Raw genomic sequence first — 11,602 nt, forward strand, 5'->3', positions numbered from 1 at the left:
AGCCTTATGCCTCCGATCCGCACCCTCGCCGTGCAGTTCCGCACCTTCTGCTCGGACGAGGACGAGGTCGAGGCCCGCAGCATGATCGCCTTCTCCCTCGCGGTCGGCAAGCACTTCCTCGCCGCCGACCACGGTGATCGCACGCGTACGGAGGTAGTCGAACTCGCCAGCGCGCATCTGTTCAGCTGATCGCCCCCGTCCGATCGTCGGTACCGAACGGGACGGCTCGGATGCGAGGGTGCAACCGGACGAACCGAGTTCGGTTGCACGGAGGGGTTTTGATGCGCCGTCTTCGCATTCTCGCGGGCCTGTCGGCCGCCGCGATCCTGGGGTTGAGCGCGCCCGCGCTCGCCGCCGCTCCCCCGGACGGCTATTACCGGGACGCACAGGGAAAGACCGGTCCGGAACTGAAGGCCGCGCTGCACACCATCATCAGCAAACAGGACACCCTGAGCTACGACCAGGCCAAGGACGCGCTCGCCAAGACCGATCAGGACCCGGCCGATCAGTCCGATGTGATCGAGCTGTACACCGGCCGTTCGGTGAGCGCATCGGGCGGCGAGTGGAACCGCGAGCACGTCTGGGCGAAATCGCACGGGGATTTCGGCACCGCACCCGGACCGGGAACCGATGTCCACCACCTGCGCCCGTCCGATATCAAGGTCAACAGCGAGCGCGGAAACAAGGATTTCGACAAGGGCGGAAACGCGGTCCAGGGCGCGCCGGGCAATTTCACCGATGACGATTCATTCGAGCCGAGGGACGCCGTGAAAGGCGATGTGGCCCGCATGATCTTCTACATGGCCGTACGGTACGACGGCGGTGACGGATTCCCCGATCTCGAACCCAATGACAAGGCCGGCAATGGGAGCGCTCCGGCGATCGGGCGCCTTTCCGTGCTCAAACAGTGGAGCGAGCAGGACCCGCCGGACAAGTTCGAGCAACACCGCAACGACGTGATCTTCGATGAGTACCAGCACAATCGCAACCCGTTCATCGATCACCCGGAATGGGTGAAGGCAATCTGGTCCTAGCTGGAATCTGCGGTCTCGGCCGCCTGACCGGCCCGGCCGTGCTGCGCACCGACGCGGGGTTCGCCTCCGGTCCGGCCGACATCACCAGCGGCCCGCCGGGCGCGCTGCTAGCCTCGGCGATCGTGCCATTCCTCGGTGTTGTCGGCTGCGCGGCCGACGGAGTCGACCAGATCGGGCCCCGGTTGATCGAACCCATGCTCCGGCGCGGCTGGGGTGCCGGGGTCACCCTCACCCCGACCGCCGCGACCTGGCTCGACGCCGAGGGCTCCATTCCGCGACTCCGGGAACTGACCGGACTGCCCGTGCGCCGCGCTCCCCGGCTGCCGAGCGAGGCCAAACCGCATCCCGTACCGGACTGCTACGTGGTCACGCCCGCGACCGCGAACACCGTCGCGAAGCTCGGCCTCGGCCTCGCCGACAACCAGGCACTGACCCAAGTGTGCGAGGCCATCGGAGGCGGTGATGTTCCCGTCATCGTCTTCCCGCGCATCAATGCCGCACACGCCGCGCATCCCGCGTGGCCCCAACACATCGCGGCGCTCCGGAAGGCCGGCGTCACCTTGATCACCGGCGAGGACGTCTGGCCGCTCCACCGGCCCCGCGAGGGTTCCCCGGATCGCGAACTGCCCTGGTCCGCCATCATCGAAGCGATCGAAACGAATTCACCGAAGAATCGTCCGGGATAGACAAGAAGCCCTGTCCCTCGTGAGAAGGAACAGGGCTTCTTTTACCTTGCTGGTGCGCGATACTGGGATCGAACCAGTGACCTCTACCGTGTCAAGGTAGCGCTCTCCCGCTGAGCTAATCGCGCGAGGCGGAGGCGGGAATCGAACCCGCGTACAGGGCTTTGCAGGCCCTTGCCTAAGCCACTCGGCCACTCCGCCGTGTTTGCCGGACCATCCGGATAGACCGACATAGCCAAGGCCGAGTTCCTCGAGACCCCAACCTTTCCGAGCGGACGACGGGACTCGAACCCGCGACCCTCACCTTGGCAAGGTGATGCGCTACCAGCTGCGCTACGTCCGCCTGCCCGGCTTGTTCACCGTGGCGTATGGGGAAACTCTAGCCGACGAGCGGTGACCGCCACACACGGGGGTCACCGCCCGCCGGGGCGGCAGCGTCAGCCCATGTCGTTGGGGATGAGGCTGGCGATCGCGTCATCCACGTCCACCCACAGGTGCTCGTTGCCGGGGAGCACGACGTCGTAGGTGCTGTCGAGAAAATCGGCGAGTTCTTCCGCGGAAGCCTCGAACATCGCATGCCCCGAAGGCGAAGTGAGCTCGAGCACGATCACGCCGGGGTCATCGGTGGCCGGGCGCATCCGGACATCTCCCTCGCCCGCATCGGCGATCAGCCCGTCGGCGAGCAGATCGCGAGCGAACACCCATTCCACCCAGCCCGAGCGGCCGGTGCGGAACGCGGCGATCACCGCGTACGGGTCACGGGTGTCGTAGCGCAGCTCCACCTGCACCGGCACCGCCGGTGTCCTCGGTGCGAGCAGTTCGAACACCGAGGTGGACCGAAGCGTCACGTGGTCATTACGCATGGTCTATACCCTCCTGGTCCCTCCCTCGGCCACCTTCCGGCCGAGCGTCACGAGTGAGACGCAGCCACCCGGTGAATCCGTCGCGACTTTCGCCAATGTCACCCGGCTGGTGGACGTGACGTGATTCATGCGGTACTGCACGCAACCTCATCGCCCCCTTCGTCCTCCGGCAAGTCGGGCCATCTCTTCGCAGTCTCACACACCGGGCAGACGATCTGAAGCAGATCAACCGGCGTCCGGGTGTTATATGGCTCGCTCGATATCGGATTGTGTCGCTTCGGGCACACTGGCGCCATGGAGTCTACGGATAAAGCAGTCATTTCGGTCGATTTTCGGTCAGGTGATCGCGCGTGAGACAGCGACTCCGGACAGTCGTCGGTGACCTGCACCGCTGGCGGGACGCCGATCCACGAAGGCAGTTCGCCTTCCGGATCGCCATCGGTGTCCTCGGCACCCTCGTCACCGTCGGCGGGCTCGTCATGATCCCGTTCCCCGGCCCCGGCTGGCTGGTCGTGTTCGCCGGTCTCGGCATCCTCGCCACCGAGTTCACCTGGGCGCGCCGGTTGCTCGAGTTCGCCAAGCGCTATTACAACGCCTGGCTGAGGTGGATGGGCGAGCAGAACTGGTTCGTCCGCTCGCTCGTACTCACCGGCCTGTTCGCGCTCATCCTGGCCGTACTGTGGCTCATCGGCGTGTTCTCCCTCGTCGGCGGGTGGTTCGGCATCGAGTGGCCGTGGTTGCGCAGCCCCGTCTTCGGCGGCTGAACCACGTGCGCTACGCTGCTGACCATCGGCAAGCGAGCGCGATTAGCTCAGCGGGAGAGCACTGCCTTCACACGGCAGGGGTCACTGGTTCGATCCCAGTATCGCGCACCAGCTGGTAACAGAAGCCCTGTTCCTCTTCATGAGGAGCAGGGCTTCAGTCATGTACGGGCCCGCCGCGCGGCCGACGGGGTGCTGTGGTGCGGGAATCCGCCGTCGTGGCAACGGTCGCGACCGGAACCGTGCTGAATCCCCTGGACGCATCGGTGATCGCGGTGGCGCTTCCCCTAGTGCGGCAGCACTTCGGAGCCGGAATCACGGCCGTGACCGGGTCGGTGAGCGGCTTTCTACGTCACGGGCACCCTGGGACAGACCATGATGGGCAGGCTGGCCGATCAGTCCGGTCCGCGCCGCGAGGGATCACTCGTGGCCGACACCGGATGGCAGGACACGTTCGCGAGAAATGTTCCGGCGGCGGTTGCCGCGGTGCTCCTCGCCGGGCGCCGTCTCCCCGCGGACCGTCCACGAACGGCCGCTTCGTGGGCGCCGTGCTCGCCCGGCTGGTGTTTCTGTTGTCGTTGAGCGATTCCCCGATGTCCGGTCGCTCGCCGTGCGCCCCAGACTGATAGGCGTCCTCGGTCAGTACGCCTTGGCGAATCTCGCCTTCCACCCCGTGCTCTACGCGATTCCCGAGTGGCTGCGACAGGTGCGGGGAACCGATCCGAGGGCGGCCGGTAGCCACCGGATCAGCCCGCGGCGGATCAGGTGCGCGCGCCGAGGGTCCGGGAAATCGCCAGCGCCGCGGTGCGCACGGCGGGGGTCATCCGGCGCAGATCGAGCCGCCCGGACAGCCCGGAAACGGAGATGGCGCCCGCCACGGTCTGGTCGATGTTGAGGATGGGACTGGCCGCGCACACGATCCCGGCCCCGGATTCCTCGTATTCGTTGGCGACGCCGTTTGCCCGCACGGTGCGCAGCTGCCTGGTGAGCATGGCGGGATCGGTGATGGTGCGTTCGGCGACCCGGCGCAGTCCCCGGCGCAGCACCTCGTCGAGCACCCGCTGCGGGGAGAACGCGAGCATCGCTTTGCCCACTCCGGTGGCGTGTGCGGGAAGCCGGCCGCCGGTGCGCGAGGGAAGCGGGGGCGCCTCGGGGTTGCGGAATATCTCGAGGTAGACGACATCGGTGCCGTCGAGCACGGCGAGGTGCACGGTCTGCCGGGTGGCGGCGCGCAGATCGGCCATGTACGGCAGCGCGGCCTCGCGAAGACCGAGCTTGCGCGGCACCCGCTCGCCGAGTTCGAACAGCCGCAGGCCGAGGGTGAACCGGACACCGGAACGCTCGAGCACACCGTGTTCGAGCAGTGTTCCGGCCATCCGGTGCACCGTCGACTTGGCGAGTCCGGTCCGCCGCGCGAGTTCGGAGACGCTCAGCACCCGGTCGGTGTCGAAGGCGCCGAGAATGAGCATCATACGGTCGATGACCGCGTTCGGCGGCTCGGTCATGCGGCGATGTTACGTGCCGCGGCTATGCCGAGCCCGCCTTGACGTCCGAGGACTGTGCGGCGAGCTGGATAGCGATATCGATGATCATGTCCTCCTGGCCGCCGACGTAGCCGTGCTCACCGACCTTGCGCAAGATCTCGTGGCTGGGCACCCCGTACCGTGCGGCGGCGCGCTCGGCGTGCAGCAGGAAGCTGGAGTACACGCCGGAATGCCCCTGCACGATGGAGCTGCGATCGGCCCACGGCAACCGGGTGATGAACGGCAGCGCCACTTCCGCGGCGGCACCGAGGGTCTCGGTCAGGTCGAGCCCGGTGTCCACGCCCATCCGGTCGAACGCGGCCACCAGCACCTCGGTCGGCGAGTTGCCCGCGCCCGCGCCGAGCGCGCACAGGGTGCCGTCGATCTGGCGGGCCCCCGCCTGGTAGGCGGCCAGCGAATTGGCCACCCCGAGCGAGAGGTTCTGGTGCCCGTGCAGGCCGACCTGTGCGTCCTCGCCCAGTTCGGCGACCAGTGCTTCCACCCGGGCCCGCGCGTCGTCGGGAAGCAGTGCGCCCGCCGAATCGACCACGTACACGCCCTGGCATCCGGCATCGGCCATGATGCGCGCCTGCTTGGCGAGCTCTTCCGGGCCGATCCGGTGCGAGAGCATCAGGAAACCGACCGTCTCCATGCCGAGATCGCGTGCCGCGCCGAAGTGCTGGATGGAGACGTCGGCCTCGGTGCAATGCGTGGCGATCCGCGCGACCCGCGCGCCGATATCGTGTGCCCGCTTCAGATCGGTGATGGTGCCGACCCCGGGAAGCAGCAGCACCGCGATCCGCGCGCGCTCGGCCTCCTCGACCGCGGCCCGGATCAGGGTCAGCTCATCGGTCCCGGAAAAGCCGTAGTTGAAACTGGACCCGCCGAGCCCATCGCCGTGGGTGACCTCGATGACCTGGACCCCGGCGCGGTCGAGCACGCCGACCACATCCCGGACCTGCTGCTCGGTGAACTGGTGCGCCATGGCATGGCTGCCATCGCGCAGGGTGGTGTCGGTGATCCGGAGATCGGTCATGCCACGCCCTCCTTGCTGATGATGTGCTCGGCGAGCAGTTCCCCGGTGCGCGCGGCCGCCGCGGTCATGATGTCCAGGTTGCCCGCCCATTCCGGGAGATAGTCGCCGTTCCCGCGCACTTCGAGGAACACCGCGACCCGTGCCTTGCCGCCCCAGTCGGCGCGCGGCTCGTCGAACTGCGGATCCGCCTTGAGCCGGTAACCGGGCACATAACGGCGCACCTCTTCGATCATCCGGTGGATCGAGTCGGTGATGGCACCGGTGTCCGCGTCCGGATCGATCGCGCAGAACACGGTGTCCCGCATGATCATCGGCGGGTCGACCGGGTTGAGCACGATGATCGCCTTGCCCTTGTCCGCCCCGCCGACGGTTTCGATGCCGTTGGCGGTCGTCTCGGTGAACTCGTCGATGTTCGCGCGCGTTCCCGGACCGGCCGAACGCGAGGCGATCGAGGCCACGATCTCGGCGTAGGACACCGGGGTGACCCGGGAAACCGCGTGCACCATGGGAATGGTGGCCTGCCCGCCGCAGGTGATCATGTTGACGTTCGGCGCTTCGAGGTGCTGACCGAGGTTGACCGGCGGGCAGGCGAACGGCCCGACCGCGGCCGGGGTGAGGTCCACGGCCCGGATTCCCGCGTCGGCATAGCGCACCGCATTGGCCGCGTGCGCCCGCGCCGAGGTCGACTCGAACACCAGATCGGGCAGTTCCGCCTGGGACAGCAGCCAGTCGACGCCTTCGGCCGAGGCCTCGATGCCGAGTTCCCGCGCGCGGGCGAGTCCATCGGATTCCGGGTCGACCCCGACCATCGCGGACACCTCGACCAGTTCGCTGCGCCGGAGTTTGGCGAGTAGGTCGGTGCCGATGTTGCCGGGACCGACGATCGCCGCCTTCGCTTTCGTCATACGTCCTCCTGTTTGCCGAATACCGCCGTGACACTGCCGAGCCCGGCGAACTCCGCGGTCACCGATTCGCCGGGAGCGACCGGATGCGCGGCGGACAGTGATCCGGGGAGCACCACGTGCCCCTCGGCCAAGGTGATGCCGAGTGGGCCGACGGTGTTCGCCAGCCACACCAAGGAATTCAGTGGTGAACCGAGCACGGCCGCGCCCGCTCCGGTGTCGATGACCTCGCCGCCCTTGCGCAGTACGCAGCCGGTCAGCCGAATGTCCACAGCGGACGGATCGAGGAACCTGCTGCCGAGCACCAGGCCACCGGAGGAAGCGTTGTCCGCGATCGTGTCCGGGAGGGCGATCCGCCAGTCCTTGATCCGCGAATCGATGATCTCCAGCGCGGGAACCACATAGCGCACCGCGGCCGCCGCTTCCGCCGCGGTGACCCCCGGGCCACGCAGCGGCGCTCCGAGCACGAAGCCGATCTCCGGTTCCACCTTGGGCTGCAGATAGCGCGCGGTGTCGATCGGCAGGCCCTCGAGGTGGAACATCGATTCGAGCAGGTGCCCGTAGTCCGGCTGGTTCACGCCGAGCTGGCGCTGCATCGCCGCCGAACTCAGGCCGACCTTGTGCCCGCGCACCACATCGCCCTCGGCCACCCACTGGCGTACCTGTTCGAGCTGGATGTGGTACGAGTCGGTGACCTCGAGTCCGGGGTATCGCCGGATGAGCGGGTCGATCGGTCCCTCGCGGTAGGCGGCGAGCAATTCCCGCGCCACAGCCTGCCGCTGCTGTTCCTGCATGCAACACCTCGTCTCTTCGCTGGCCCCGACGCTAGGCGCGGTACCGGCGCGGAACAAGGGGTGTGTGCCACTGAGTGGAACACTTCAGCGCGTGTAGACTCGCTGTGCGTTCTCCGCGCCGATCATCCGCGCCACCCGGAGCGCATCCGCGCGCGACCAGGCACCCTCGGTGACGAACCCGCCGAGCACCCGGCGCATCGCCCGCCGCCACAGCAAAGCGCCCAGATGGTGCAGTTCCGCGGGCCCGAACGCGTCCGAGGAGAACAGCAGCTTGCCGAACGGGGCCAGTTCCAGTGATTCGGCGAGCACCGCCTCGGCGCGTGCACCGAGATGGGTCAGCGCGAGGCCGGTGTCCAGATACACGTGCGGATAGACCTGGGCGAGAAATCCCGCGTTGCGGTGGAAGGGATAACAGTGCAGCAGCAACACATCCACGCGGTTCCGCTCGATGCGCTCCAGCCAGTCGGTCAGCAGCGCCGGATCGCAGTGCCGCAGCCGCAGATCGGGATCGCCGAGCCCGGTGTGCAGCTGCAGTGGAAGGCCCCGTTCGATCCCGCACCACAGCAGAAAGCGCAGCAGCACCGGGTCCGCGAGGCGCGCCGTACCGCCACGATCCCGCGCACGCAACCAGTTTCCGGCCGCGCGCACCACCTCGTGCCCGGCAGGTGGCTCGGGATCGAAGGCGAGCCCGTGCCGGTAGGCGATGATGCTCTTGAGCCCGGCCGCGGTGGCGCTGCGTTCGGCGAGCAGTTCAGGGAACCGGCGGGCGAAGGCCGTGGCCCCGATCCCGTCCGCGGCCAGTCCTTCGGCGAGGCTTTCCAACCGCACGATCTCCCCCGCCCGCGCGCCGCTCGCCTCGGCCATCGCGGGCGGTCCGAGCACCGGGGCGCCGAGGATCCCGGTGTCCACCAGAAACCGCCCGATCCCGCTCGCGGTGAGCAGCCGCCGGTTGACCTCCTCGGTGCCGAGTTCGGCGCGGCGGGCGCAGTACGGCCCGGCCCCGGTGTGCGGTTGGAGCCCGAGCACCGGGGCACACCACCGGCGCACCGCGAACCCGAGCTGCGAGTCGAACCGGCTCGTGCCGACCGCGGCCGGCCGGTCGGACTCGGTGAGAAAGGACTCGAACCGGGCCCGGTCGGCCGGTTCCGCGAGTGCCCCGTGTACGTGGTGGTCCACGAGGCGTAGTTCCTCGATCTCCTCGAGCACCAAGCCCTCCACGATGACCTCCCTTTCGCGTACCCGGACACGGTAGCGCCGTAAACTCCCGCCGAGGAGTGGACGGCAGACGGGAGCAGGGCCAGTGACCGAACGGGAAGTGCTCACCTGGGAGCGATTCGGTGTCGCGACACGTGAGCTGGCGACGATGGTCGCCGAGGACGGGTTCCGGCCCGATCTGATACTCGCCATCGCACGCGGTGGACTGTTCGCCGCGGGGGCACTCGGTTACGACCTCGAGGTGAAGAACCTGCACGTGATGAACGTGGAGTTCTACACCGGCGTGGACAAGCGCCTGGACATGCCGGTGATGCTTCCGCCGGTGCCGAACGCGGTCGATCTGACGAGCAAGCGGGTGCTCGTGGCCGATGATGTCGCGGACACCGGGGCCACTCTGAAGCTGGTGCGCGATTTCTGCGCCGAGCACGTCCTCGAGGTGCGCTGCGCGGTGGTCTACGAGAAGCCGCGCTCCTCGGTGCAGTGCGAGTACGTCTGGCACCGCACCGACCGCTGGATCGATTTTCCCTGGTCGAGTCAGCCTCCGGTGGTCCCCCGCGACTGAGCCGGTTCTCGCGTTCGGTCCGGTTTCGGTACAGGATGGAGGCCCTGGACAACAAAGGAGTTGCTCATGGCCGAGGTACCGACGGGATTCGACTATGTGGTCATCGGGGCCGGTTCGGCGGGCTCGGCGCTCGCGGCACGGCTGAGCGAGGACGAGAACCGCAGCGTGCTGCTGCTCGAGGCCGGGCCGTCCGACAAGGTGATGGCGGTCCGCACCCCGGCGGCGTTCGCGAACCTCTTCGAGACCGACCGGGACTGGAACTACCGCACCGTTCCGCAGCCCGAGCTGGCCGATCGCCGGATCTACTGGCCGCGCGGCAAGATGCTCGGCGGTTCCTCCTCGATGAACGCCATGATGTGGGTGCGCGGGTTCGCCGCCGACTACGAGGAATGGGGTGAGCTGGCCGGAGCTCCGTGGTCCGCGGCCAAGGCGCTGGAGCTGTTCACCCGCATCGAGGACACCGAGACCCCCGATGGTGGGCACCAGGGCCGCGGTGGTCCGATGGCCGTCGGCAAACAGCGCTCCCCGCGCGCGATGACCGGGCAGTACCTCGCGGCGTGCGAGAAATTCGGCCTGCCCCGCGCGATGACGACCAACGGCCCGCACGAGGCGGGGTTCACCGAGACGATGGTCAGCCAGCGCGCCGGCCGCCGGTGGAGCACCGTCGACGGCTATCTGCGGCCCGCCGCCCGGCGCGCCAATCTGACCGTGCTCACCGGCGCCCACACCCTGCGCATCGCGGTCGACGGCGGCCGGGCGCGCGGGGTGGAGTACCTGCACCGGGGACGGCACCGCACCGCGACCGCGGGCACCGAAATCATCCTGTGCGGCGGGGCGATCAACTCGCCGCAGTTGCTGATGCTCTCCGGGATCGGGCCCGCCGAAAAGCTGCGCGCACACGGTATCCCGGTCGTGGTGGACAGTGCCGAGGTCGGTGTGAACCTGCGCGATCATCTCGCCGCTCCCCTGGTGCTCGGCGCCCGCGAGGGTTCGCTGTATCCGGCGACCAAACCACCGGCGCTGCTCGAATACCTGTTGCGCCACAACGGAATGCTCACCTCGAACATCGGTGAGGCCTACGGTTTCGTCAGCAGTGACCCGTTGCTCGGCGCCCCCGATCTGGAGCTGATCTTCGTCCCGGTTCCGTTCCTCGCCGAGGGGCTGGAGGCGCCACAGAGCCACGGCCTCACCACCGGACCGGTGCTGCTGCGCCCGGAGAGCACCGGAACGGTCACCCTCGAATCGGCCGATCCACTGCGGGCGCCGCTGGTGGATCCGCGCTACCTCAGCGATCCGGCCGGCCACGACCTCGCGCGGCTGCGGTACGGACTGGAACTCACCGAGGAACTCCTGGGGACCGAACCGCTCGCCGGACTGGTCGAGGGCTGCCTGCAACCCGCGGGCATGGGACCGGGCGCCGAACGCAGGGAAACCGCACTGCGCGAGCACTCCCAGACCCTCTATCACCCCGTCGGCACCTGCCGGATGGGCCGCGATGAGCACTCCGTGGTCGACCCGCGGCTGCGCGTGCGCGGCGTACCGGGACTGCGCGTCGCCGACGCCTCGATCATGCCGAGCATCATCCGGGGGCACACCAACGCTCCCGCGATCCTCATCGGTGAACAGGCCGCCGAGTTTCTGCGCGAGGACACCTGAGACACCGATCCATGGCAGGCTCAGCGGGAACACCCCGCACACGAACTAGTGGTCTGCCATGTATCCGCAACAGCCCGGCTATCCCTCGTATCCGCAACAGCCGATCCGGCCGAGCGGATCGACCGCGACCACCGCCGCCGTGCTCGGTATCGTCCTCGGCATCGGCTCGATCGTGGGATTCAGCGCCACGAGTATCCGCCTCGTCGGGTGATCCCGCTGGCCATCGTCCTGATCGCCGGCGCCGTCGGGGTGTTCACCGGACAGACGAACGGCCGCATCGTCCTGATGATCGGCGGCGCGCTCCAGGCTGTGGCCTCGGTCGTGTTCGGCGTCCTGACGGGAGCCTTCACCCATCTGACCGCCTCTCCCGTTCCACTGATCCTTCTCGCCATGGCGCTCGTCGGGATCCTGGTCACCGTGCTGGCCGCGCTCCCCTCCACCGCGAACCATCTGCGCGCCCGACAACAGGAGCGGAAGGGACTCTCCGGGCAGTCCCCTCAACAGCAGTACCCACAACAGTCCTATCCGCAGCGGCACACCCCCAGCAGTTCCCGCCCCAGCAACAGTTCCCCC

Annotated in this window: 13 protein-coding genes and 4 tRNA genes; 7 read left to right on the top strand and 10 right to left on the bottom strand. The window is 68.3% G+C overall.

What is annotated here, in order from left to right; genetic code table 11:
* Nucleotides 1–6 precede the first annotated feature (6 nt).
* The 3 genes from A37U_RS52800 to A37U_RS0102480 all read left to right on the top strand — a co-directional run bounded on the left by A37U_RS52800 (nucleotide 7) and on the right by A37U_RS0102480 (nucleotide 1,720).
* Nucleotides 7–189, top strand: a complete 183-nt coding sequence (locus tag A37U_RS52800) for a hypothetical protein (RefSeq protein WP_020495026.1) — start codon at nucleotides 7–9, stop codon at nucleotides 187–189.
* Between the two features lie 92 nt (nucleotides 190–281).
* On the top strand, nucleotides 282–1,034 hold the full coding sequence (locus A37U_RS0102475; RefSeq protein ID WP_020495027.1) for an endonuclease I family protein: 753 nt from the start codon (nucleotides 282–284) through the stop codon (nucleotides 1,032–1,034).
* A complete protein-coding gene (locus A37U_RS0102480; RefSeq protein WP_020495028.1) occupies nucleotides 1,010–1,720 on the top strand; it encodes a flavoprotein in 711 nt (236 codons plus the stop codon). The genes A37U_RS0102475 and A37U_RS0102480 overlap by 25 nt, the downstream gene beginning before the upstream one ends.
* A gap of 50 nt (nucleotides 1,721–1,770) precedes the next feature.
* Here the strand turns inward: A37U_RS0102480 and A37U_RS0102485 are convergent.
* The 4 genes from A37U_RS0102485 to A37U_RS0102505 all read right to left on the bottom strand — a co-directional run bounded on the left by A37U_RS0102485 (nucleotide 1,771) and on the right by A37U_RS0102505 (nucleotide 2,580).
* Nucleotides 1,771–1,845: transfer RNA gene (locus tag A37U_RS0102485), tRNA-Val, on the bottom strand.
* A gap of 1 nt (nucleotide 1,846) precedes the next feature.
* Nucleotides 1,847–1,918 (bottom strand) — tRNA-Cys (locus A37U_RS0102490).
* A 69-nt stretch (nucleotides 1,919–1,987) separates the two neighbouring features.
* A tRNA-Gly gene (locus A37U_RS0102495) sits at nucleotides 1,988–2,060 on the bottom strand.
* Between the two features lie 94 nt (nucleotides 2,061–2,154).
* Nucleotides 2,155–2,580, bottom strand: a complete 426-nt coding sequence (locus A37U_RS0102505; protein ID WP_020495029.1) for an SsgA family sporulation/cell division regulator — start codon at nucleotides 2,578–2,580, stop codon at nucleotides 2,155–2,157.
* 350 nt (nucleotides 2,581–2,930) lie between these two features.
* Between A37U_RS0102505 and A37U_RS0102515 the strand changes: the two genes are divergently transcribed.
* Both A37U_RS0102515 and A37U_RS0102520 read left to right on the top strand, forming a co-directional pair.
* Complete coding sequence (locus tag A37U_RS0102515; protein WP_020495031.1) at nucleotides 2,931–3,344, top strand: TIGR02611 family protein; 414 nt, start codon at nucleotides 2,931–2,933, stop codon at nucleotides 3,342–3,344.
* Nucleotides 3,345–3,380: 36 nt separating this feature from the next.
* Nucleotides 3,381–3,455 (top strand) — tRNA-Val (locus tag A37U_RS0102520).
* A 647-nt stretch (nucleotides 3,456–4,102) separates the two neighbouring features.
* Here the strand turns inward: A37U_RS0102520 and A37U_RS0102525 are convergent.
* From A37U_RS0102525 to A37U_RS0102545, 5 genes are all read right to left on the bottom strand, one after another.
* Nucleotides 4,103–4,846 (bottom strand): IclR family transcriptional regulator, encoded by a 744-nt coding sequence (locus A37U_RS0102525; RefSeq protein WP_020495032.1) that lies wholly within the window; start codon nucleotides 4,844–4,846, stop codon nucleotides 4,103–4,105.
* A gap of 22 nt (nucleotides 4,847–4,868) precedes the next feature.
* Nucleotides 4,869–5,900: a 4-hydroxy-2-oxovalerate aldolase gene (dmpG, locus tag A37U_RS0102530; protein WP_020495033.1), complete on the bottom strand. Its 1,032-nt coding sequence runs from the start codon at nucleotides 5,898–5,900 to the stop codon at nucleotides 4,869–4,871.
* A complete protein-coding gene (locus A37U_RS0102535) occupies nucleotides 5,897–6,805 on the bottom strand; it encodes an acetaldehyde dehydrogenase (acetylating) (RefSeq protein ID WP_020495034.1) in 909 nt (302 codons plus the stop codon). Before A37U_RS0102535 ends, dmpG begins: the two co-directional genes overlap by 4 nt.
* Nucleotides 6,802–7,596, bottom strand: coding sequence for a 2-keto-4-pentenoate hydratase (locus tag A37U_RS0102540; RefSeq protein ID WP_020495035.1), 795 nt, complete (start codon nucleotides 7,594–7,596; stop codon nucleotides 6,802–6,804). Before A37U_RS0102540 ends, A37U_RS0102535 begins: the two co-directional genes overlap by 4 nt.
* 84 nt (nucleotides 7,597–7,680) lie before the next feature.
* Nucleotides 7,681–8,814, bottom strand: a complete 1,134-nt coding sequence (locus A37U_RS0102545; RefSeq protein ID WP_020495036.1) for an amidohydrolase family protein — start codon at nucleotides 8,812–8,814, stop codon at nucleotides 7,681–7,683.
* A gap of 82 nt (nucleotides 8,815–8,896) precedes the next feature.
* On the opposite strand from A37U_RS0102545, the gene A37U_RS0102550 reads away from it, so the two are divergent.
* Complete coding sequence (locus A37U_RS0102550) at nucleotides 8,897–9,373, top strand: phosphoribosyltransferase (protein WP_020495037.1); 477 nt, start codon at nucleotides 8,897–8,899, stop codon at nucleotides 9,371–9,373.
* A gap of 66 nt (nucleotides 9,374–9,439) precedes the next feature.
* A complete protein-coding gene (locus A37U_RS0102555) occupies nucleotides 9,440–11,029 on the top strand; it encodes a GMC family oxidoreductase (protein WP_020495038.1) in 1,590 nt (529 codons plus the stop codon).
* Nucleotides 11,030–11,107: 78 nt separating this feature from the next.
* On the opposite strand, the gene A37U_RS0102560 is transcribed toward A37U_RS0102555, so the two are convergent.
* Nucleotides 11,108–11,383: a hypothetical protein gene (locus tag A37U_RS0102560; protein ID WP_020495039.1), complete on the bottom strand. Its 276-nt coding sequence runs from the start codon at nucleotides 11,381–11,383 to the stop codon at nucleotides 11,108–11,110.
* Nucleotides 11,384–11,602 lie beyond the last annotated feature (219 nt).

This window comes from Sciscionella marina DSM 45152, from assembly GCF_000379465.1.
Taxonomy (GTDB): Bacteria; Actinomycetota; Actinomycetes; order Mycobacteriales; family Pseudonocardiaceae; genus Sciscionella; species Sciscionella marina.

What these genes read in the sequence shown, in the direction of transcription:
- A37U_RS0102525 (WP_020495032.1), bottom strand. Translation starts at nt 4,846, where the DNA reads ATGACCGAGCCGCCGAACGCGGTCATCGACCGTATGATGCTCATTCTC.
- A37U_RS0102475 (WP_020495027.1), top strand. Translation starts at nt 282, where the DNA reads ATGCGCCGTCTTCGCATTCTCGCGGGCCTGTCGGCCGCCGCGATCCTG.
- A37U_RS52800 (WP_020495026.1), top strand. Translation starts at nt 7, where the DNA reads ATGCCTCCGATCCGCACCCTCGCCGTGCAGTTCCGCACCTTCTGCTCG.
- A37U_RS0102505 (WP_020495029.1), bottom strand. Translation starts at nt 2,580, where the DNA reads ATGCGTAATGACCACGTGACGCTTCGGTCCACCTCGGTGTTCGAACTG.
- A37U_RS0102540 (WP_020495035.1), bottom strand. Translation starts at nt 7,596, where the DNA reads ATGCAGGAACAGCAGCGGCAGGCTGTGGCGCGGGAATTGCTCGCCGCC.
- A37U_RS0102560 (WP_020495039.1), bottom strand. Translation starts at nt 11,383, where the DNA reads ATGGGTGAAGGCTCCCGTCAGGACGCCGAACACGACCGAGGCCACAGC.
- dmpG (WP_020495033.1), bottom strand. Translation starts at nt 5,900, where the DNA reads ATGACCGATCTCCGGATCACCGACACCACCCTGCGCGATGGCAGCCAT.
- A37U_RS0102555 (WP_020495038.1), top strand. Translation starts at nt 9,440, where the DNA reads ATGGCCGAGGTACCGACGGGATTCGACTATGTGGTCATCGGGGCCGGT.
- A37U_RS0102480 (WP_020495028.1), top strand. Translation starts at nt 1,010, where the DNA reads ATGGGTGAAGGCAATCTGGTCCTAGCTGGAATCTGCGGTCTCGGCCGC.
- A37U_RS0102535 (WP_020495034.1), bottom strand. Translation starts at nt 6,805, where the DNA reads ATGACGAAAGCGAAGGCGGCGATCGTCGGTCCCGGCAACATCGGCACC.